The sequence below is a fragment of the Streptosporangium sp. NPDC050148 genome (genome assembly GCF_055586505.1).
The window spans coordinates 69465-90450 of record NZ_JBVJIA010000022.1 but is presented as its reverse complement, the minus strand read 5'-3'; the positions used below and the strand labels follow the sequence as shown (position 1 = coordinate 90450).

At 72.2% G+C, this 20986-nt stretch carries 16 protein-coding genes; 5 read left to right on the top strand and 11 right to left on the bottom strand.

Annotated features, from left to right (window positions below; genetic code table 11):
- Positions 1 to 69: 69 nt before the first annotated feature.
- Genes ACZ6RT_RS24430 through ACZ6RT_RS24415 form a run of 4 tightly spaced genes read right to left on the bottom strand, consistent with a single transcriptional unit; the run spans position 70 to position 5874 of the window.
- Positions 70 to 1227 carry an acyl-CoA dehydrogenase family protein gene (locus tag ACZ6RT_RS24430; RefSeq protein WP_399192912.1) on the bottom strand — a complete coding sequence of 386 codons (1158 nt, stop codon included), beginning with the start codon at positions 1225 to 1227 and terminating at the stop codon, positions 70 to 72.
- Between the two features lie 2 nt (positions 1228 to 1229).
- A complete protein-coding gene (locus tag ACZ6RT_RS24425; protein WP_470156323.1) occupies positions 1230 to 2225 on the bottom strand; it encodes a hydroxymethylglutaryl-CoA lyase in 996 nt (331 codons plus the stop codon).
- Entirely contained in the window at positions 2222 to 4270 is a 2049-nt protein-coding gene (locus ACZ6RT_RS24420) for an acetyl/propionyl/methylcrotonyl-CoA carboxylase subunit alpha (protein WP_470156321.1), read from the bottom strand. Before ACZ6RT_RS24420 ends, ACZ6RT_RS24425 begins: the two co-directional genes overlap by 4 nt.
- Positions 4271 to 4305: 35 nt before the next feature.
- Entirely contained in the window at positions 4306 to 5874 is a 1569-nt protein-coding gene (locus ACZ6RT_RS24415; protein ID WP_470156319.1) for a carboxyl transferase domain-containing protein, read from the bottom strand.
- A gap of 264 nt (positions 5875 to 6138) precedes the next feature.
- On the opposite strand from ACZ6RT_RS24415, the gene ACZ6RT_RS24410 reads away from it, so the two are divergent.
- From ACZ6RT_RS24410 to ACZ6RT_RS24400, 3 genes are all read left to right on the top strand, one after another.
- Positions 6139 to 6747 (top strand): SACE_7040 family transcriptional regulator, encoded by a 609-nt coding sequence (locus ACZ6RT_RS24410; protein ID WP_470156317.1) that lies wholly within the window; start codon positions 6139 to 6141, stop codon positions 6745 to 6747.
- A 313-nt stretch (positions 6748 to 7060) separates the two neighbouring features.
- Complete coding sequence (locus ACZ6RT_RS24405) at positions 7061 to 9295, top strand: thiamine pyrophosphate-dependent enzyme (RefSeq protein WP_470156316.1); 2235 nt, start codon at positions 7061 to 7063, stop codon at positions 9293 to 9295.
- A gap of 134 nt (positions 9296 to 9429) precedes the next feature.
- Positions 9430 to 9864, top strand: a complete 435-nt coding sequence (locus ACZ6RT_RS24400) for a hypothetical protein (RefSeq protein WP_470156315.1) — start codon at positions 9430 to 9432, stop codon at positions 9862 to 9864.
- 161 nt (positions 9865 to 10025) lie between these two features.
- On the opposite strand, the gene ACZ6RT_RS24395 is transcribed toward ACZ6RT_RS24400, so the two are convergent.
- The 7 genes from ACZ6RT_RS24395 to ACZ6RT_RS24365 form a co-directional block, all read right to left on the bottom strand.
- Positions 10026 to 11033, bottom strand: coding sequence for an aldo/keto reductase (locus ACZ6RT_RS24395; protein WP_470156314.1), 1008 nt, complete (start codon positions 11031 to 11033; stop codon positions 10026 to 10028).
- A gap of 28 nt (positions 11034 to 11061) precedes the next feature.
- Positions 11062 to 11883, bottom strand: coding sequence for a phytanoyl-CoA dioxygenase family protein (locus tag ACZ6RT_RS24390; protein ID WP_399192928.1), 822 nt, complete (start codon positions 11881 to 11883; stop codon positions 11062 to 11064).
- Between the two features lie 58 nt (positions 11884 to 11941).
- The gene (locus ACZ6RT_RS24385) at positions 11942 to 12649 is read right to left on the bottom strand and encodes a FadR/GntR family transcriptional regulator (protein WP_399192930.1); all 708 of its coding nucleotides are present in this window, start codon (positions 12647 to 12649) and stop codon (positions 11942 to 11944) included.
- A 32-nt stretch (positions 12650 to 12681) separates the two neighbouring features.
- On the bottom strand, positions 12682 to 13698 hold the full coding sequence (locus tag ACZ6RT_RS24380) for a substrate-binding domain-containing protein (protein WP_470156311.1): 1017 nt from the start codon (positions 13696 to 13698) through the stop codon (positions 12682 to 12684).
- Between the two features lie 92 nt (positions 13699 to 13790).
- Positions 13791 to 14819 carry an ABC transporter permease gene (locus tag ACZ6RT_RS24375; protein WP_399192934.1) on the bottom strand — a complete coding sequence of 343 codons (1029 nt, stop codon included), beginning with the start codon at positions 14817 to 14819 and terminating at the stop codon, positions 13791 to 13793.
- Positions 14816 to 16495, bottom strand: coding sequence for an ATP-binding cassette domain-containing protein (locus ACZ6RT_RS24370; RefSeq protein ID WP_399192936.1), 1680 nt, complete (start codon positions 16493 to 16495; stop codon positions 14816 to 14818). The genes ACZ6RT_RS24375 and ACZ6RT_RS24370 overlap by 4 nt, the downstream gene beginning before the upstream one ends.
- Positions 16492 to 17796, bottom strand: coding sequence for an enolase C-terminal domain-like protein (locus ACZ6RT_RS24365; RefSeq protein ID WP_470156309.1), 1305 nt, complete (start codon positions 17794 to 17796; stop codon positions 16492 to 16494). Before ACZ6RT_RS24365 ends, ACZ6RT_RS24370 begins: the two co-directional genes overlap by 4 nt.
- Before the next feature lie 386 nt (positions 17797 to 18182).
- Between ACZ6RT_RS24365 and ACZ6RT_RS24360 the strand changes: the two genes are divergently transcribed.
- Complete coding sequence (locus ACZ6RT_RS24360; protein ID WP_470156307.1) at positions 18183 to 19085, top strand: fumarylacetoacetate hydrolase family protein; 903 nt, start codon at positions 18183 to 18185, stop codon at positions 19083 to 19085.
- Positions 19082 to 20986: an aldehyde ferredoxin oxidoreductase family protein gene (locus tag ACZ6RT_RS24355; protein WP_470156305.1), complete on the top strand. Its 1905-nt coding sequence runs from the start codon at positions 19082 to 19084 to the stop codon at positions 20984 to 20986. The genes ACZ6RT_RS24360 and ACZ6RT_RS24355 overlap by 4 nt, the downstream gene beginning before the upstream one ends.

The window sequence follows — 20986 nt, the reverse complement described above, 5'->3', positions numbered from 1 at the left end:
ACGTGACGGTCCCGTTCCACGTGACGGTCCCGTTCGCTCAGGCGGACGGGACCCCCGTCCTCGTACGCCTCAGAGGTCCCCGATCCCCAGCTGACGGGCGATCAGCATGCGCTGGACCTCGCTGGTGCCCTCGCCGATCTCCAGGATCTTGGCGTCCCGGTAGAAGCGGCCGACCGGGTACTCGTTCATGAACCCGTAGCCGCCGAAGATCTGGGTGGCGTCGCGGGCGTTGTCCATGGCGGCGTCACCGGCGACCAGCTTGGCGATGGCCGCCTCCTTCTTGAACGGCTCGCCCGCGAGCATCTTCTCGGCCGCGTGGTAGTAGGCCAGGCGGGCGGTGTGGGTCCGCACCTCCATGTCGGCGACCTTGAACTGGATGGCCTGGTAGTGGCCGATGGGGTGACCGAACGCCTGGCGCTCGCGGACGTAGCGCAGCGACTCGTCCACGCAGCCCTGGGCCAGCCCGACCGACAGGGCGGCGATGGCGACGCGGCCCTCGTCGAGGGTCTGCAGGAACTGCGCGTACCCGCGCCCGCGCTCGCCGAGCAGGTTGCCCGCCGGGACCCGGCAGTCGGTGAAGGAGAGCTCGCGGGTGTCGGAGCAGTTCCAGCCCACCTTGGAGTACTTCTTCGAGACGGTGAGACCGGGGGTGCCGGACGGCACCAGGATGGTGGAGATCTCCTTCTTGCCCCCGGCCCGCTCGCCGGTGATCGCGGCCACGCCGATGACGCCGGTGATGTCGGTGCCGGAGTTGGTGATGAACGCCTTCGACCCGTTGATCACCCACTCGTCGCCGTCGAGCACGGCGGTGGTGCGCATGCCGCCGGGCACGTCGGAGCCGCCGCCCGGTTCGGTGAGGCCGAACGCGCCCAGCATCTCGCCGGAGGCCAGCTTGGGCAGCCACTCGGCGCGCTGCTCGGGGGTGCCGAACCGGTGGATCGGCATCGCGCCCAGCGACACCGCGGCCTCCACGGTGATCGCCACGCTGGAGTCGACCCGGGCCAGCTCCTCCAGGGCCAGGCAGAGCGCGAAGTAGTCGCCGCCCATGCCGCCGTGCTCCTCGGGGATCGGCAGCCCGAACAGGCCCATCGCGCCCATCTGCCGCACGATGTCGTAGGGGAACTCCTCGCGCTCGTAGAGGTCCCCGATCACCGGGGCGACCACGTCGCGGGCGAACGCCTCGACGGTCTTGCGCAGGTCCTCGTACTCTTCGGTCAGCTTCGGCATGGTCACTCCTTGACGTTGTCGGCGGTCGTGCCCTGACCCGGGACCGGGGCGGTGGCCTGGTCCTGTGACCCGGCGGGGCGGGTGCCGCCCAGTGCCTGGACGACCCGTGAGGGGCTGGGGCGGCCGAGCCGCGTGGCCAGCCAGGTGCTGGTCTCCACCAGTGACGCGAGGTCCAGCCCGGTCTCGACGCCGAGACCGTGCAGCATCCAGACCAGGTCCTCGGTCGCGAGGTTGCCGGTGGCGCTCTCGGCGTACGGGCAGCCTCCGATGCCTCCGGTGGAGGCGTCGACCACGGTCACGCCCTCGCGCAGGGCGGCGAGGGTGTTGGCCAGCGCCTGGCCGTAGGTGTCGTGGAAGTGCACCGCGAGCCCGGCGGGGCCGCCGAACGCCTCGATCAGCGCGGCCACGTGGCCCGGGGTGCCGACGCCGACGGTGTCGCCGAGCGAGAGCTCGAAGCAGCCCAGGTCGAGCAGCCGGCGCCCGACGGAGACGACCTGGCCGATCGGGGTGGGCCCCTCCCACGGGTCGCCGAAGCACATCGACACGTACGCCCGGACCCGCAGCCCGTGCGCCAGCGCCCGCGCGATCACCGGCTCGAACATGTCGAACTGCGACTCCAGCGTCCGGTTGAGGTTCCTGGCCGCGAACGTCTCGGTGGCGCTGGCGAAGACCGCGATCTCCTGGACGCCGTGTTCGAGGGCGCGGTCGAGGCCGCGGTCGTTGGGCACGAGCACCGGGTAGCGGACCCCCGGCACCCGTTCCATGCTCTCCAGCAGCTGCGAGGCGTCGGCGAGCTGGGGCACCCACTTGGGGTGCACGAAGCTGGTGGCCTCGATCACGCGGTGCCCGGCCGCGGCGAGCCGGGCGATGAACTCGGCCTTGACCTCGACGGGTACGATCACGGACTCGTTCTGCAGCCCGTCGCGCGGCCCGACCTCGTGGATCGTGATCCGCTCGGGCAGCCCGGCCGCCCGGACCGGGTACGGTTCGCGCGTCACGGCTCCTCCCCGCGGACCACGGCCAGCACGGCGTCCATGGCGACCGCCTGGCCCGCCCGGACCCGCAGTTCCTCCACGACCCCGTCGATCGGCGCGGTCACGGTGTGCTCCATCTTCATCGCCTCCACGATGAGCAGCGGCTGTCCCTGGGCGACCCGGTCCCCCGGCGCGGCCTTGACCACCAGGACGGTGCCCGGCATCGGGCTGCGGACCTGCCCGTCCCCGGCGCCGCCCGCGCCCGCCCGGTCGGCGGGGTCGCCCAGGTGACGGCGGGTGAGGGCCCAGGCGTCGCCGTCGCGGGCGAGCCAGACCGTGTCGCCGTCCAGGGCGGCGGCGTAGCGCCTGGCGGTCTCGCCGACGGTGACGATCACATCCTCTCCCGCGTCGGCCAGCCGTGCCCGTACGGTCACCGGCCCGGCCGAGCCGTCGTCGGACGATCCGGGGCCGTCACCGGACGGCCGGGGGTCGGCGCCGGAGCCGGACGGGGCGGAGCCGGACGGGGCGGAGCCGGGCAGCCGGATCTCCGCCCCGGAGGCCGGCAGGCCGCGGACGCGGAGCTCGTGGACGCCGTCGCGGCCCTCCAGCCGGTGGACGGTCCACGCCGCCTCGCCCAGCCGCCAGCCGTCGGGGACGTCCCACGGGTCGGCCGGTGCCGCGGGGACGTGCTCGCGGTGCAGCAGGAGCGCGGCGGCGGCCAGGACGTCGGCGGGGACGCCCCCGGCGGGGATCAGCTCGTCCAGGTGACGCTCGACGAGGCCGGTGTCCAGGTCCCCGGCGACCACCGCGGGGTGGGCGATCAGCGCCCGCAGGAACGCGACGTTGGTGGGAACGCCCAGCACCGCCGTGGCCGCGAGCGCCCCGTCCAGCCTGCGCAGCGCGCTCGCCCGGTCCTTGCCCCAGGCGATGACCTTCGACAGCATCGGGTCGTAGTCGCTGCCGACCACGCCGCCGGTCACCAGGCCGGAGTCGACGCGCACGCCGCGCGGCTCGCGCAGCGCCAGCACCCGGCCTCCGGTCGGCAGGAAGCCCCGGGAGGGGTCCTCGGCGTAGACGCGGGCCTCCACGGCGTGGCCGTTGAGGTGGACCCGGTCCTGGGTGATCGGGAGCCGCTCGCCCGCGGCGACCCTGAGCTGGAGCTCGACCAGGTCCAGCCCGGTCACCAGCTCGGTGACCGGATGCTCGACCTGCAGCCGGGTGTTCATCTCCATGAAGTAGTAGTCGCCGGTGGAGCCCTGGACGATGAACTCGACCGTCCCGGCGCCGGTGTAGCCGACCGATCGGGCGGCCTCGACCGCGGCGGCGCCCATGGCGGCCCTGGTGGCGGCGTCCAGCAGCGGGGACGGCGCCTCCTCAATGATCTTCTGGTGGCGGCGCTGCAGGCTGCATTCGCGCTCACCCAGGTGGACGATGCCGCCGTGCGCGTCGGCCATCACCTGGATCTCGATGTGCCGGGGGTTCTCCACGAACCGCTCGATCAGCAGGGTGGAGTCGCCGAACGCGGCCGCGGCGGTACGTCGGGCGGAGGCCAGCGCGTCGGGCAGCTCCTCGGCGGAGCGGACCAGCACCATGCCCTTGCCACCGCCGCCCGCCGAGGGCTTGATCAGCGCGGGGAACCCGACCCGGACGGCGGCCTCGGCCAGGTCGTCGTCGGGCTCCGCGCCGCCCGGGACGACCGGGACGCCCGCGGCGGAGACGGTCGCCTTCGCGCGGATCTTGTCGCCCATCGCCTCCACCGCCTCCGGCGGCGGGCCGACGAAGACCAGCCCGGCCCCTGCGCAGCGCCGGGCGAAGTCGGCGTTCTCGGCGAGGAACCCGTATCCGGGGTGGACGGCCCGGGCGCCGGTGGCCGCGGCGGCGGCGAGGATGCCGTCGATGTCCAGGTAGCCGCCGGGCAGGCGTACCGCGACGTCGGCCTCGTGGACGTGCGGCGCTCCGGCGTCGGCGTCGCTGTGCACGGCGACCGAGCGGATGCCCAGCCGCCTGAGGGTGCGGGTGATCCGCAGGGCGATCTCGCCGCGATTGGCGACGAGCACGGTGTCGAACATCCGGGGAGACTCCGAGGGGTGTGTCATGGTCGCGGTCACATCCGGAAGACGCCGTAGCCGACGGGGTCGAGGGGGGCGTTGGCCGAGGCGGACAGGGCCAGGCCCAGGACGGTGCGGGTGTCGAGGGGGTCGATGACCCCGTCGTCCCAGAGCCGGGCGGTGGAGTAGTAGGGGTTGCCCTGCTCCTCGTACTGCGCGCGGATGGCGTCGGGGTCGGCGTCGCCCACGGTGGACAGCACGTTGGCGGCCTGCTCGCCGCCCATCACCGAGATGCGCGCGTTCGGCCACATCCACAGGAAGCGAGGCGAGTAGGCCCGCCCGGCCATCGCGTAGTTGCCGGCCCCGAACGAGCCGCCGACCACCACGGTGAACTTGGGCACCCGGGCGCAGGCGACGGCGGTGACCATCTTCGCGCCGTGCTTGGCGATGCCGCCCGCCTCGTACGCCTTGCCGACCATGAACCCGCTGATGTTCTGCAGGAACAGCAGCGGGATGGAGCGCCGGTCGCACAGCTCGATGAAGTGGGCGCCCTTCAGGGCCGACTCGGCGAACAGGATGCCGTTGTTGGCGACGATCCCGACGGGGTGGCCGTGGACGCGGGCGAACCCGGTGACGAGCGTGCTGCCGTACTCGGCCTTGAACTCGCCGAACCGGCTGCCGTCGACGACGCGGGCGATGACCTCCCGGACGTCGTAGGGCGTGCGGGTGTCGGCGGGGACGATGCCGTACAGGTCGCGGGGGTCGTGCGCGGGCTCCTCGGGCTCGGCGCGCTCCCACGGGGAGGGGGTGCGCGGCCCGAGGGTGGAGACGATGTCGCGGACGATCCGCAGCGCGTGGCGGTCGTCGTCGGCGAGGTGGTCGGTGACGCCGCTGACCCGGGCGTGCAGGTCGCCGCCGCCCAGCTCCTCGGCGCTGACCTCCTCGCCGGTGGCGGCCTTCACCAGCGGAGGCCCGCCCAGGAAGATGGTGCCCTGGTTGCGGACGATCACCGCCTCGTCGCTCATCGCCGGGACGTACGCGCCGCCCGCGGTGCAGGAGCCGAGGACCGCGGCGATCTGCGGGATGCCGCGCGCCGACATGGTCGCCTGGTTGTAGAAGATCCGCCCGAAGTGCTCGCGGTCGGGGAAGACCTCGTCCTGCCGGGGCAGGAAGGCGCCGCCGGAGTCGACGAGGTAGACGCACGGCAGGTTGTTGTGGAGGGCGACCTCCTGGGCCCGCAGGTGCTTCTTGACGGTGATCGGGTAGTAGGTGCCGCCCTTGACGGTGGCGTCGTTGGCGACCACCACGCACTCGCGGCCCGAGACGCGGCCCACCCCGGTGATGATCCCGGCCGCGGGGGCCTGGTCGCCGTACATCCCGCCCGCGGCGAGCTGGGAGAGCTCCAGGAAACGCGAGCCGGGGTCGAGGAGGGAGTCGACGCGGTCGCGGGGCAGCAGTTTGCCCCGGGAGACGTGCCGGGCGCGCGCCTTCTCGGAGCCGCCCAGCGCCGCGACGGCGAGGCGCTCCCTGAGGTCGGCCACGAGGCCCTCGTTGACCTCGGCGTTGCGTTTGAAGCCCTCACCGCCCGGGTCGCAGGTGCTCCGCAGCACCGGCCAGCCACTCATCCGAGCCTCCCTCGTACGGCTCCGTCGCCGCTGTGTCACCACCGTGTCGCCGGGCCACCGTCGTGTCGCCGTCATCGCGTCATCGCCGCCCGGCCGCCGGGTCGCCCCGGCGCCGTGCCGGACGCCTTCTCGTGCCGCCTTACGACGCCTCAGGGCGGCGTAGGGCGCCACAGGTCTCGTGGTCGTCCGTCGTCCGTGCGGCGTCCGCCCGGTGACCGGCGCCTTCACGGCCGATGTTAGTCATCATTAACGTTACCGTCTACCATGCGAGGGGTGACGACCGATCGGACCCCCACCCGCGTCCGCGGCTCGCGGCGCGCGGAGATCCTCGACGCCGCGGCCGCGCTGTTCGCGGCGCGCGGCTTCCACGGCGTCTCGATCGAGGACATCGGCGCCGCGGTCGGCACCTCGGGCCCGGCCCTCTACCGCCACTTCAGCGGCAAGGAGGCGTTGCTCGCGGAGATGCTGCTGGACGTCAGCGAGCGCCTGCACACCTCCGGGGCGCGCCGGGTGACCGAGGCCGCCGACGCCGAGGAGGCACTGGACTCCCTGCTCGGCTGCCAGATCGAGTTCGCGCTGAACCATCCGGCGCTGATCACGGTGCACGACCGGGAGCTGGGCAACGTTCCCGAGCCCGCGCGCCGGCGGATCCGCCGCCTCCAGCGGCTGTACGTCGAGGAGTGGGTCACCGTGCTGAGCGAGCTGTGTCCCGGCCGCTCCCAGGCGAGCCTGCGCGCCGCCACGCACGCCGTCTTCGGGCTGCTGAACTCCACCCCGCACAGCGCCGGGGAGCTGCCGCCCGCCGCCATGGCCGAGCTGCTGCGCGGCATGGCCCGCGCGGCGCTGGCCGCCCTCTCGGTTAGGAACCGCTAACCCGACAGGGCTTCGCGGAGAGCGACGGGACGCCGGTGCCGTGCCGGCCCGCGCGCCCGCGGCCGGGTGCCCTCCCCGGGCTCCACATCGGACGCGAGTACGTCCTGCGGCTTTCGCCCACGATGCCGAGATCCCAGGACGGACCAATGAAGATGTCACCCTTTACGTAAGTAGCTATTTATTTCGTACGATCAAGCGATAAGTCCTACAAATTGGCATTAATGGCTGCCGAGTGGGACCGGTCCACTGAGCTGGGAGCATCAAAGATGTGAAGGTTCGGGACGGCGTCCCCCGATGAGGACATAATCGGGCTGTGGCGCGCGACACTGTTGAGACCCGTTTCACCGAGGCCGTGACCGCCCTCTCCCCCGGGGCGCCACGTGATCCCGGCCTGCCCGTACGGGACGGCACGACCCTGACCGGGGCCCGCTGCCGGGAGCTGTTCGAGTTCCAGCTCGGCAGCAGGCTGCTGGACGTCACCGCCCGCTGGCTGCGCGAGCAGGGCCAGGGTTTCTACACCATCGGCTCGGCCGGGCACGAGGGCAACGCCGCGGTCGCCGCCGCGCTGCGCGTCACCGATCCCGCCCTGCTGCACTACCGCTCCGGCGCCTTCTACCTCACCCGCTCGGCGATGGCCGGGCGGCTGCCCGAGGAGGGGCTGCGCGACGTGCTGCTCGGCCTGACCGCCTCGGCCGAGGAGCCGATCTCGGGCGGGCGGCACAAGGTCTTCGGCCACCCCGACCTGGCGGTGATCCCGCAGACCTCCACGATCGCCAGCCACCTGCCGCGCGCGGTGGGCGTGGCCTTCGCCATCGAGCGCGCCCGCCAGCTCGGCCTGCCGGGGCGGTGGCCGGCCGACGCGATCGCGGTGTGCAGCCTGGGCGACGCCTCCATGAACCACGCCAGCGCGCTGACCGGGATCAACACCGCCGCCTACGGGGCGTACCAGAAGCTGGCGCTGCCGGTGCTGTTCGTCTGCGAGGACAACGGCCTGGGGCTGAGCGTGCGCACCCCCGACGGCTGGGTCGAGGCCGCCCGCCACCCGGCGATCAGGTACTTCGAGGCCGACGGCTGCGACCTGGCGGACGTCCACGACGTCGCGCGGGCCGCCGCGGACCACGTACGCGAGACCCGCTCCCCCGCCCTGCTGCGTGTCGGCACCGTCCGGCTGATGGGTCACGCCGGCTCGGACGTGGAGCTGTCCTACCGGAGCAAGCGCGAGATCGACGCCGACCTGCTGCGCGACCCGCTCGTCACCACCGCGAGGCTGCTCGTCGAGGCGGGCCTGGCCACCCCCGACGGCCTGCTGCTGCACTACGAGACCACGCGCGAGCACCTGTTCAAGATGGCCATGGAGAGCTCGCGGCGGCCCCGGCTGACCTCGGCCGCCGAGATCGTCGGGCCGCTGGCCCCGCGCACCCCGGCCGCCGTCGCGGCGGCGAGCACGACGGCCGCGGCGCCGGACACCAGGACGAGGGCGTTCGGCGGCAGGCTCCCGGAGCAGGAGGGGCCGCTGACCTTCTCCCAGGCGGTCAACCGCACCCTGGTCGACGCGCTGGCCGCCCATCCCGACACGCTGGTCTTCGGGGAGGACGTGGCGCGCAAGGGGGGCGTCTACGGCGTCACCCGCGGCCTGCAGAAGCGCTTCGGGCTCGGCCGGGTCTTCGACACCCACCTCGACGAGCAGGCGGTGCTGGGCCTGGCGCTCGGCTCGGGCGTCTCCGGCCTGCTGCCGGTGCCCGAGATCCAGTACCTGGCCTACCTGCACAACGCCCTGGACCAGATCCGCGGCGAGGCCGCGACCCTGCAGTTCTTCTCGCGGGGGGCCTTCCGCAACCCGATGGTGGTGCGGGTCGCCTCGTACGCCTACCAGAAGGGGTTCGGCGGCCACTTCCACAACGACAACTCCGTCGCCGCGCTGCGCGACATCCCCGGGCTGGTGGTGGCCTCCCCGGCCCGTCCCGACGACGCCGCCTCGATGCTGCGCAGCTGCCTGGCCGCCGCCCGTAGCGACGGCAGCGTCTGCGTCTTCCTCGAACCCATCGCCCTGTACAACACCCGCGACATGTTCGAGGACGGCGACGGCGGCTGGCTCTCCCCCTACGCCCCCCCGGCCCGCTGGGCGGAGACGCACGTCCCGATCGGCCGCGCCCGCAGCTACGGCGACGGCCGCGACCTGACCATCGTCACCTTCGGCAACGGCCTGCGGATGAGCCTGCGCGCCGCGGTCAGGCTGACCGCCGAGGGGTACGGCTGCCGCGTCCTGGACCTGCGCTGGCTCTCCCCCCTGCCGGTGGAGGACCTGATGCGGGCCGCCGACCTGACCGGCAGGGTGCTGGTCGCCGACGAGACCCGCCGCACCGGGGGCGTCTCCGAGGGCATCGTCACCGAGCTGCTCGACGCGGGCTTCACCGGCAGGATCGCCCGGGTGACCTCCCGCGACAGCTTCGTCCCGCTGGGCGAGGCCGCCGGGCACGTGCTGCTGTCGGAGGACGAGATCGAGACGGCCGCACGCAAGCTGCTCGGCCGACCCGCCAGGGTCCCGTGAGCGGCCCGGCCGAAATCCCGGAAAACCGTCCCGCGACGGTGACGTCTCGTGTTCAATCTGTGCCACGTCGTCACGGACCACGGCCCCGGTCCCGCGACGGTCATCCCTCCGCATCCCCCTGATCAGGAGGTAACATGCCCGACGTGGCGATCAAGAACACCGGTCAGCGCGTGGCGGACCTGGAGGCCTGGGCCTTCCGGACGGGTTCCGACCTGGCCGACATGAAGGAGACCCTGAACGATCTCCCCACGATCATCCGTGAGGAGATCGTGACGTACACCGCGCCGATGTTCGAAGAGATCATGAACAGGATGGCGACCAGGGAGGACCTCTCCGCGCTGTCCGCCAAGGTCGACGGCCTGGACGTCAAGGTCGACGGCCTGGAGACCAAGGTCGACGGCCTGGAGGTCCGGATGGGCGCCATGGAAGGCGCCATGGGTTCCATGAACACCCGCATGGACTCCCTGGAAAGCGCCATGGGTTCCATGAACACCCGGATGGACTCCATGGAGGGACGCATGGACTCCATGGAGGGCAAGCTGGACCTGATCCTGACCAGGCTCGGCTGATCGCGCCGGCGGGTCCTGCGGGACCCGCCGGCGACGTCGTCGGCGAGGGCGGGACCGGTCTCGTCGGCGACCGGGCCGTGGCTCGTGCCGGTGCGCGGATCGACGCTGAGGACGGCGTTGGGACGGCGTTGGCGTGTTCTCCCCGCGCCGTGCCGGGCTCGTCATCCGGGGACGGGGGCGCCGGGGGCGATGAGCCTCCGCTCCCGCAGGTCCTCCCAGAGCTGTGCCGGGATCGGGTGGGAGAGGAGACGGTCGTTGTCACGTACCTCCCGCTCGTTGCGGGCGCCCACCAGGATGCTGCCGATCGCCGGGTGGGCGGTGGGGAACTGCAGGGCCGCGGCGATGAGCGGTACGTCGTGGCGGGCGCAGACCTCGGCGACGGCGCGTGCCTGCCGGAGGCGTTCGGCCGACGCGGGGACGTAGTCGAAGGTGGCGCCGGGTGACGGGTCGGCGAGGATTCCGCTGTTGAGGACACCGCCCGCGTTGATCCCGATGCCGTTCTCGAGGCAGAGCGGCAGCAGCTCGTCCAGCGCGCCCTGGTCGAGCAGGGTGTACCGGCCGGCGAGCAGGAAGTAGTCGAACCGTCCGTCCCGGGCGAAGTCGGCGAGCATCCCGGACTGGTTCATCCCCACCCCGATCGCACGGACGACCCGCTGCTCGCGCAGGCTGTCGAGTGCCCGGTACGCGCCTTCCACCGCCTCGGCGTAGTGGTCGTCGGGGTCGTGGATGTACAGGAGGTCGACGCGGTCGAGCCCGAGCCGTTCCAGGCTCTCCTCGAGGGATCGCATGACCCCGTCGTAGCCGTAGTCGAAGACCGGGTTGGCCCGTCCGGAGGTCTTGTAGAAGTGCTCGCCGTCGTGCAGCTGCTCGGGCGAGGGCGGGGCGCCCTCGCGGATCAGGCGGCCCACCTTCGTGGAGATCGTGTACTCGTCCCGGGGACGGTCGCGCAGGGCGCGTCCGAGCCTGCGCTCGGACTCGCCGTAGCCGTAGAGCGGCGCGGTGTCGAACGACCGGATCCCCAGGTCCCAGGCCGTCCCGATGGCGGCCGCCGCGTCCTCCTCGGGCACGCCGGTGAACAGGTTGCCCAGGGGCGCGGTGCCCAGGCCGAGGGGGCGGGCGGTCCCGGCCGCTGCGGCCACCGGGGCGAGCGGGGCGATCGGCGATGCCATGTGACGTCCTTTCGTACGGTCGGGCGGATCAGGCCGGGGTGGGTGCCTGGACGTCGAACAGGTACCGCTGCGCCGGGGAGAGCCGGTCGTACAGGCCCTCGGTGAGGTGGTCCTGCTGCACGAACTGCTGCATCAGGTCCCGCCGCGTGTACGTCAGGTGCAGCATGCGGCGGCGGGCGCCGTCCCTGTTGGACGTGCCGCCGTGCCACAGGCTCGCGTTGCAGACGGCGACGGAGCCGGCGGGGGCGGTGAAGAGGATCTGGCCGGGGTACTCGGCGTAGGGGTCCTCGGGGAACCTGGACTGGTCGCCGTAGTCGCCCCGCTGCTCCTCACCCTCGGCCAGGTTCACCGTGGGCGTGTTGTTGTGCGGGAGGCGGTGCGAGCCGGGCACGATGCGCGTCGGGCCGTTGTCCAGGGTCAGGTCGTCGAGCACGATGAGCGCGTTCACCAGGCGCCAGTCCTCCTCCCCGCTCTTGGGCACGTCGCTGTGCAGGGGCTGGTCGCCCCCGCCCCGGTGCGGGTCGCGGATGTTGGCGCCGTGCAGCTTGAAGTCGCCGAGGAGGTAGTGGGAGGCCGCGAGCACCGGCTCGATCGCGAGTGCCGCGTCGAAGACGTCCGACTTGTTGAAGAGGTCGGAGAGCCGGGTCGCGCCGGCCTCGGCGTCCATGACCACGCCGCTGCCGGCCTCCGCCTCGACGATGCGGTCGAACTCCTCGCGCATGGCCGCGCACTGCTCGGGGGTGAGCACGTTCTCGACGACGAAGAACCCGTCGCGGTCGAGGGCCTCGCGCTGCTCGGGGGTCAGGGCGGGGGTCACGCCGAGCTCGGCGAGCGCCTGCATGCTGTCCATGGTTCGTACTCCTCTTGCTGTGCCGGCGCGGTGTGGCGCGGCCGGTGACCGGAGATCGTTACGGGTGTGGGCGAGCCGGCCCCGCCGACTCGTCGAGGATGGCGCGGAGACCGCGCTGGGTGGAGTGGACGTGCGCCAGGGCGGTCGCCTCGGCGAGGGCCGGGTCGTGTTCGAGGAGGGCGTTGAAGATGTCCTCGTGCTGGCGCAGGGTGAGCTGGGAGACGTCCTCCTGGGAGGCGACCCTCAGCCGCCGGGAGCGGATCGTGGGATCGGCCAGGCCGCGCAGCACCGCGGCCAGCCACATGTTGCCGGTCGACTCGGCGATGCAGTTGTGGAAGGCGGCGTCGTGCTCGACGAACGACTCGGGATCGCCGGCGGTCCTGCGCATCGCCTCCAGGTGCGTCCTGAGGGTGTCGAGGGCCTCGTCCGACATGCGCAGCGCCGCGAGGGCGGTCGCGGCCGGCTCCAGGAGCCTGCGGACCTCGATCACGTCGAGAACGGTGTCGTTGCGGGCGAGCTGGGCGGCGAACCCGATCCCGCGGAGCAGTTCCTCGGGCTGCAGGTCGGTCACGTAGGTCCCGTCGCCGCGCCGTACCGAGAGCATCTGGGCGTGGGTGAGGGCCCTGACCGCCTCGCGCATCGATCCGCGGGAGATGCCGAGCTGCTGCGCCAGCTCCGTCTCGGAGGGCAGCCTGGCCCCGGGGGGGAACACGCCGGACACGATCAGCTCGCGAAGTCGCTCGATGGCGATGTCTGTGATTCGCACGGCGGGGCCCCTCCGGGGTGAGGTCGGTGTGGTTACTTCTCGACCGGCGGGTTGATCAACTTCTCGATCTTCGGATCGTCGATGTTGTCCGGAGTGACGAGAGTGGCGCCGGTGTCGACATTCTCCACCGTGCCCCCGTCGACCATCTTCTTCAGCGCCATCACGCTCTCGTAACCGATCTTGTACGGGTCCTGGACCACCAGGGCGGCCACGGTGCCGGCCTTGAGCGCCTTGACCTCGTCGGGGGCGTTGTCGAAGCCGACGACGGTCACGCCCTTGGTCTTCTTGGCCTCGAGCGCGCGGATCGCGCCGATCACGCTCGGCTCGTTGAGGCCGAACACGGCGTTGAGGTCGGGGTGGGCGCTGAGGACGTCGTTCATGATGGTCAGCGACTTGTTGACGTCGCCGTCGGTGTACTTCTTCGCGACGATCTCGATGTCGGGGTACTTCTCGGTGAGCCGGTCGGTGAAGCCCTTCTCCCGGGCCTGCGAGGTGGCCGAGGTGGCCAGGAACGGCAGGAGGGCGACCTTGCCCTTGCCGCCCAGCTTCTCGCCGATGAAGTCGGCGGCCTGGCCCGCGGCGTTCTCGTTGTCCGTGGCGATGAGCGGGATCGACTGCGGGTCGATGCCCGCGTCCGCGCTCACGATCGGGATCTTGGCCGCCGCGGCCTGCTCGACGATCGGGGCCAGGGCCTTGGTGTCGTTCGCCGCGAAGGCGATGCCGCTGACCTTGCGGTTGACGAAGTCCTGCAGGATGTTCGTCTGGCCGGTGATGTCGCTCTGGGTGGCGGTGCCGCGCCACACCAGTTCGGCGCCCAGCTCGTCCGCGGCGGCCTTGGCCCCGGCGTGCAGGCTTCCCCAGTAGAAGTAGCCGGTGGATCCGGGCACGACGGCGATGGTGAGCTTCTGGCCCCCAGCCCCGCCGCCGGACGCGGTGGTGGTGCCCTGGTCCCTGCCGCACGCGGTGAGGGCGAGTGAGAGGCACACGACGGGGACGAGGGCGAGCGCGCGCCGCGTCCTGCGGTGTGCCGGGTTCCTGCTGGTGTTCATGGTGACCTCGATCAGGCGGGGTGGTGCACGGCGGTGGAGGACGGGCGGCGGGGCGGTCTCGTGGGCCGGGCCGCGTGGGGCGGATGGGGGGATCAGGTGGCCTTTCTGGCCCGGCGGTGGCGTATCTGGTCGTAGAGGACGGCCAGGATGACCACGACGCCGACGATGACGCTCTGCCAGAACGTCGAGATGTTGAGCAGGTTGCTGCCGTTGCCGATGAGCTGCAGGATCATCGCGCCGACGACGGCGCCGACGATCCTTCCCTCGCCGCCGAAGAGGCTGGCGCCTCCGATGACGGCCGCCGCGATGGCGTTGAGGTTGTAGTTGGTCCCCGCGGTGGGCTGGCCGCTGACGACCCGCGACGCCTCGAGGATGCCCGCGAGCCCCGCCAGGAGGCCGGAGATCACGTACAGCGCGATGAGGATCGCGGCGACGTTGATGCCCGACAGCCGGGCGGTCTCGGGGTTGCCCCCGATGGCGTACGCCGCGCGGCCGAGGGTGGTGCGGGAGAGCAGGAAGTGGCCGGCGAACGCCACGACCAGCATCAGGATGATCGGGACCGGGATCCCGAGCACGGTGCCGTTGCCCAGCCACTTGAAGCCGTCGGGCAGCCCGTACACGGCCTTGCCGTCGGTGATCAGCAGCGCCGCGCCTCCGCAGACGCTGAGGGTGCCGAGCGTGGTGATGAAGGCGGGAAGCCCCAGTTTGCTCACCAGGAGGCCGTTGACGAGCCCGACCAGCCCGCCGGCCGCGACGCCGGCGAGCAGCCCGAGGGGGACGCCCGTGCCGTACTCGACGATGGACACGGTGGAGACGACCCCGGCCAGGCCGACCACCGTGCTCACCGACAGGTCGATGCCGGCCGCGACGATGACCATGGTGGCGCCGACCGCGATGATGGCGAGGCTCGACATCTGGACGAGGTTGCCCAGGATGTTCGAGGTGGTCAGGAAGTGCGGGGTGAGGATCCACAGCACGACGCAGATCACGAACACGATCGTGAAGGGGGCGAGCTGCTGGCCCAGCGGGGCGACGAGGGCGCGCCAGCGCGCGCCGGGTGGCGACGAGGGCACGCCCGGTGAGCCGCCCGCGAGCCGCGGTGCTTCGTCGGTGGTCTTCACGGACGCTCCTTCGGGGTGCCGGTGGGTCGGGCGGGGGTGGGAGCGGCGGGGGTTCCGGGATCCCCGGGGGGCTCGGTGGTCCCGGGATCCCCGGTGGCTCCGGGGGCGGGCCCTGTGGCCCCGGTGGCCCCGGTGGCGGGCCCGGCCAGGAGCGAGTCGACGTAGCCGGTGACCCGGGTGAACTCCTCGGGTTTGGCCTGGCCGGTGGCGTCGTACATCACCGACTCGGACGTGGCGTCCTCGCGGTCGTACTCGCCGACGATGGAGCCCGCGCGCATGACGAGCACCCGGTCGCTCATGCCGAGGACCTCGGGCAGGTAGGAGGAGACCAGGATGACGGCCTTGCCCTCCCTGGCGAGGTCGTTGACGAGCTGGTAGACCTCCGCCTTGGCCCCGACGTCGATCCCCCGGGTCGGTTCGTCGAGGATCAGCACCTCCACGCCCGCGGCCATCCACTTGCCCAGGACGACCTTCTGCTGGTTGCCCCCGGACAGCTCCCCGACCTTCTTCTCGACGCCGTTGGTCACGATGCGCAGCCGTTCGGCGGTCGTGACGGCCAGGCGTCTCTCCTGGAGCGACCTCATGACGCCGTATCGGGCGTTCAGCGACAGGCAGGCCAGGCCGATGTTCTCGCGGACGCTCAGGCCGCCGACGATGCCGCTGGCCCGGCGGTCGTCGGACAGGTAGCCCAGGCCCCTGCGGATCGCGTCGCCGGGACGGCGCGGGTCGAGGGGCCGGCCGTGCAGCTCGACGGTCCCCGAGGTGCGGGGGATGTCTCCCACCAGGCAGCGCATCAGCGCCGTGCGGCCGGCTCCGAGCAGGCCGGCGAATCCCAGGACCTCGCCGCGGTGCGCCTGGAAGCTGACGGGGACGTCCTTGCCGTCGACGACGAGGTCGCGGACGTCGAGGACGACCTCGCCCCGGGGGATCGACTCCTTGGGCATCATGTCCGACAGCACGCGGCCGACCATCTCCCCGATGAGCTGGTCGACGTCCGTCTCCGCGGTCCGGTGGGTGGCGATCGTCCTGCCGTCGCGCATCACGGTCACGCTGTCGCAGACGACGAAGATCTCCTCCAGGTTGTGGGAGATGTAGACCACCGCGATGCCCCGGGCCGACAGCCTCCTGATCAGCGTGAAGAGCTCCTGCGTCTCGGTCTCGGTGAGCGCGGAGGTCGGCTCGTCGAGGATCAGGACCTTCAGGTCGCCGGCGACCGCCTTGGCGATCTCGACCATCTGCTGCTGCGCGATCGTGAGGGTGCGGGCGAGGGCGTCCAGGGGGACGCCCACGTTCAGCTGCTCCAGGGCCTCGGCGGCCCGCTCGCGCACGCCGTTCCAGGACACCACGCCGTACGAGGCGGGCGGGCGGCCGAGCGTGATGTTCTCCGCGACGGTGAGGTTGGGCGCCAGGCTCATCTCCTGGAAGACCATGGCGATCCCCAGCTCCCGCGCGTTCCTGGGGGTCTGGTGGGCGACGACCTCGCCGTCGACGCGGATCTCTCCGTCGTCGGGCCGCTCGGCGCCGGCCAGCACCTTCATCAGCGTGGACTTGCCGGCGCCGTTCTCGCCCAGCAGGGAGCGGATCTCCCCCGGTTCGATCTCGAAGTCCGCGCCGTCCAGTGCCTGGGTGCCCGGGAAGGCCAGCCGCACCCCCGACATGGACACGACCGGGCTCATCGGGCGTCCGCCCAGACCGCGCCGCCGGGCCAGGCGTGGTCGCGCAGGGTGGCCTCGTGCATCTGGGCGCTGTAGCCGGGGGCCGAGGGGGCGACGTAGCGGCCGTTCCTCATCCGCACCGGGTCGAGGAAGTGCTCGTGCAGGTGGTCCACGTACTCCACCACCACGTCGTCGAAGGAGGCGCCGACGGCGATGTAGTCGAAGATCGACAGGTGCTGGACGTACTCGCACAGGCCCACCCCGCCGGCGTGCGGGCAGACCGGGATGCCGTGGTGGGCGGCCAGCAGCAGGACCGCGACGACCTCGTTCACCCCGCCGAGCCGGCAGGCGTCGATCTGGCAGAAGCCCATCCCGCCCGCCTGGAGGAACTGCTTGAACATGACGCGGTTCTGGACGTGCTCGCCGGTGGCGACGCGGATCGGGGCGATCTTGCGGGCGATCTCCGCGTGCCCGAGGACGTCGTCGGGGCTGGTGGGCTCCTCGATCCACCACGGGTCGAACGGCGCCAGGGCCTCCATGTTGCGGATCGCCTCGTCGACGTTCCACACCTGGTTGGCGTCCATCATCAGCTTGCGGTCAGGACCGAGCACCTCCCGCAGGATGCCCGCGCGGCGGACGTCGTCGCCGATGTCGGCGCCGACCTTGAGCTTGAGGTGCCGCCAGCCGGCGTCGACCGCCTCGGTGGCGAGGGTGCGGAGCTTGTCGTCGCTGTAGCCGAGCCAGCCCGCCGAGGTGGTGTACGCGGGCACGCCCTCGCGGTGGATGAGGGCGGTGCGCTCGGCCCGGCCGCCGACGCGTGACTCCAGCAGCTCCAGGGCCCGCTCGGGCGGCAGGACGTCGGCGATGTGGCGGAAGTCGACCAGGTCGACGATCTCCCGGGGGCTCATCTCCGACAGCAGGCGCCACAGCGGCTTGCCCTCCCGCTTGGCGCGCAGGTCCCAGACCGCGTTGACGACGGCGGCCACCGCCAGGTGCACGACCCCCTTCTCCGGCCCGAGCCAGCGGAGCTGGCTCTCGCCGGTCAGCCGCTTCCAGAACCCGCCGAGGTCGGCCAGGGTCTCCTCAAGGTCGAGGCCCACCACGAACGGGGCGTAGGAGTCGATCGCGGCGGTGCACAGCTCGTTGCCCCGGCCGATCGTGAAGGTGAACCCGTGCCCTTCGAGGCCGTCTCCGGCGTCGGTGCGGATGATCACGTACGCGGCCGAGTAGTCGGGTGCGGGGTTCATCGCGTCGGAGCCGTCGAGCCAGCGCGAGGTGGGAAAGCGGAGGTCGACGGACTCGACTGCGGTGATCTTGGTCAAGGGGGCTTCCTTCGTCACGGCTCGCACGGCGGACCTCGTCACACCAAACATCGAATGTTTAGGCCACGAAACACCCGGCCCCGCGTGTTGTCAATAGATTTCCGGCAGGTAAAAACCCGGCGTTCCGGGCGCAGGGTCGTCCCGGGAAGGTTCACTCGTTGTCGGAGAAAGACCTGTTCACATCTTGTCGGTCGGAGCCGCAGGGAAACATTCGTCGCTTCTGTCCGGGGTTTACGGACCGACGTCTTCCTCGAGGACGCCTGGGGACGGAACCCTTGACTTTGAGCGCACGGGGACTTAAACATCGTATGTCTGACAGGACGTGGTGTCCTTGTGGCTTCCGGGCCGTCCAGGACACCGTCGCGAACCACGCTGAGGAGCCCCCCGTGCACATCGTCCGTTACCGCCGGGATCGCCGGTCACCCGCCGGCGTCGGCGTGCTCCGCGAAGGGCGGGTGGTCCCCGTCGAGGGGGCGGAGACCGTGGCCGCGTTGCTGCGGCTGCCCCTGGGGCGGGCGCGCGACCTGTGCGAGGGGGTCTCGGGAGCCGGGACCGCCCTGGAGGAGGTCGTCCTGCTGCCTCCCGTCGACGGCCGCACCGAGGTGTGGGCCGCGGGCGTGACGTACCAGAACTCGCGGCTGGCCCGGATGGAGGAGAGCCTCAACGAGGCCGACGTGTACGAGCGCGTCTACCACGCCGACCGGCCCGAGCTGTTCTTCAAGGCCGTCGCCTGGAAGGTGGTCGGGGACGGCGAGCCCATCGCCGTCCGGGCGGACTCGGCGATCAGCGTGCCCGAGCCCGAGGCGGCGCTCGTCCTCAACAGCGCGGGCGAGATGTTCGGCCTGACCGTGTGCGACGACGTGAGCTCGCGGAGCCTGGAGGCGGAGAACCCCCTCTACCTGCCCCAGGCGAAGATCTACGACGGCGCGTGCGCGCTCGGCCCGGCGATCCGGCCGGCCTGGGAGGTCGAGGACCCCGGCGCCCTGACCGTGGAGCTGTCCATCACCCGGGCCGGGCACAGGGTCTGGCACGGCTCCGCCTCGACCGCGCAGCTCAACCGCGGCTTCGCCGAGCTGGCCGGGTACCTGTTCCGCGACAACACCTTCGCCGACGGGGCGGTCCTGTCGACGGGCACCTGCCTGGTCCCGGACCTGCCGTTCACCCTGGAGCCCGGCGACCTCGTCGAGATCGGCGTCGCCGAGGTCGGCACCCTGCGCAACACGGTCGTCCGCGGGGCCGGGGACCACGCCCGCGAACTGGAGCGGGTCCGCTCCGGGACGCTCTCGTGACCTCCACCCCCGGGTACAACGGGACCCTGCTCAGGGTCGACCTCGGCACCGGCGCCACCCGCGTCCTCACCCCTCCGGCCGACGACTACCGCCGCTACGTCGGCGGCGGGCTGATGGGCACCAAGCTCCTCCTCGACCTCACCCCCGCCGGGCTGGACGCGTTCGCGCCGGAGGCGCTGCTGACGTTCTGGTCGAGCGTGATCGCCGGGCATCCCTACGTCGGGCTCCCCCGCTTCGCGGTCCTCGCCAAGTCCCCGCTCACCGGCGGGATCGGCGAGGCCCGGGTGGAGGGCCCGTTCGGCCTGGCCCTCAAGGCGTCCGGGCACGACGGGCTGATCATCGGCGGGGCCGCCGACCGGCCCGTCTACCTCCTCGTCGAGGACGGGCGGCCGAGCCTGCACGACGCCGGATCCCTGTGGGGCCTGGACACCGCGGCCGCCACCGACCGGCTCGTGGAACGGCACGGGCCGGACGCGCACGTGGCCGTCATCGGGGAGGCCGGCGAGTCCCTCGTCCGCTTCGCGAGCATCGTCACCGACCGGACGTTCCCGGCCGCCCGCATGGGGCTGGGCGCCGTCATGGGCTCCAAGAGGCTCAAGGCGGTCGTCATCGCCGGCGGTTCCGCCCCCGCCGTCCACGACGCGGCGGAGCTGGAACGGCTCACCGCCGAGTACGCCGGGCGGATCGCGGGGAACGACCTCACGGCCGTGCAGCACGACCCCCCGGGGTTCGGCGCGTGGATCGCCGACGGCGACGCGAACGCGGGCTACGGCGGAGGGACGAACTACAGCACCAGCCGCCTCCCCGCGCTGCCCGGCGACATGCGCGAGAGGCTCGTCTCCGCTCTGGTCAAGGGCGAGGGCAACTGTCCCGGCTGCCCGAACGACTGCATCAAGATCTTCGACAACGGTGTCGACGCCCGCGCGGGCGGCCTGCACCAGGAGGCCTTCGCCGCGTTCGGCCTGGGGCTGGGCATCACCGACACGGCGACCCTCCTCGACCTCAACGCCCGCTGCCACCTGTGGGGGGTCGACCCCGTCTCGCTGGCCTTCACCGTGTCGTTCGCCTGCGAGGCCGCGGCCAGGGGAATGCTGGACGCGCGGCGTCTCGGCGCGGAGCCTCCGGCGTTCGGGGACACTCCCGCGCTCGTCGCCTTCCTGGAGACGGTGGCCCTGGGCAGGGAGCCCGTGCGCCTGCTGTCGGAGGGGGTGAGACGGGCGGCCGACGCCCTCGGCGAGGAGTTCGGCCCGCTGGCGATGCACGTCAAGGGACTGGAGATGGTCTCGTTCGAACCGCGCGCCTCGGCCGGGCAGGCGCTGGCGTACGCCGTGAGCCCGGTCGGGCCGCGGTACGAGATCGTCGAGCACGACATCGACTTCGACCCGGTGGGCGGGTGGCGGCACGGCCTCGACCAGATGCGGACGCTCGGCACGCTCGAATACGAGCCGATGGAACTGCTCGACGACCGGCGCGTGGTGCGGACCGGCCTCCTCGTCGACATGTGGAGCGGGATGGACGCGCTCTGCCTGTCGCTCTTCGCCGGTCCCCCGGTCCGCGAACTGGACCTGCCGGGCATCGCGCGCCTGGTGGCCGCGGTCACCGGCTGGCGGACGAGCGACAGCGAGCTGTTCGTCTGGGGCAGGCGGCGCTGGCAGCTGATGCGCGTCTACAACCTCCGCGAGGGCCTGCGCGCCGCCGACGACGCCCTGCCCCGGCGCTTCCACGAGGAGCCCGTCGACGCCGGACGCCACGAGGGGGTCCTGCTCGACGAGGACGGCTTCGCGGCGGCGCTGCGGCTGTACTACCGGATCACCGGATGGGACGACGACGGCGTCCCCACCCCGGAGACCCTGCGGACGCTCGACCTGGCCTGGGCACAGGCCCATCTCCCCCGCCCCTGA

Excerpts from the sequence above, each read along its gene's own strand:
- ACZ6RT_RS24430 (WP_399192912.1), bottom strand. The coding sequence starts at position 1,227 with ATGCCGAAGCTGACCGAAGAGTACGAGGACCTGCGCAAGACCGTCGAG.
- ACZ6RT_RS24420 (WP_470156321.1), bottom strand. The coding sequence starts at position 4,270 with ATGTTCGACACCGTGCTCGTCGCCAATCGCGGCGAGATCGCCCTGCGG.
- ACZ6RT_RS24415 (WP_470156319.1), bottom strand. The coding sequence starts at position 5,874 with ATGAGTGGCTGGCCGGTGCTGCGGAGCACCTGCGACCCGGGCGGTGAG.
- ACZ6RT_RS24410 (WP_470156317.1), top strand. The coding sequence starts at position 6,139 with ATGCGAGGGGTGACGACCGATCGGACCCCCACCCGCGTCCGCGGCTCG.
- ACZ6RT_RS24400 (WP_470156315.1), top strand. The coding sequence starts at position 9,430 with ATGCCCGACGTGGCGATCAAGAACACCGGTCAGCGCGTGGCGGACCTG.
- ACZ6RT_RS24395 (WP_470156314.1), bottom strand. The coding sequence starts at position 11,033 with ATGGCATCGCCGATCGCCCCGCTCGCCCCGGTGGCCGCAGCGGCCGGG.
- ACZ6RT_RS24390 (WP_399192928.1), bottom strand. The coding sequence starts at position 11,883 with ATGGACAGCATGCAGGCGCTCGCCGAGCTCGGCGTGACCCCCGCCCTG.
- ACZ6RT_RS24380 (WP_470156311.1), bottom strand. The coding sequence starts at position 13,698 with ATGAACACCAGCAGGAACCCGGCACACCGCAGGACGCGGCGCGCGCTC.
- ACZ6RT_RS24370 (WP_399192936.1), bottom strand. The coding sequence starts at position 16,495 with ATGAGCCCGGTCGTGTCCATGTCGGGGGTGCGGCTGGCCTTCCCGGGC.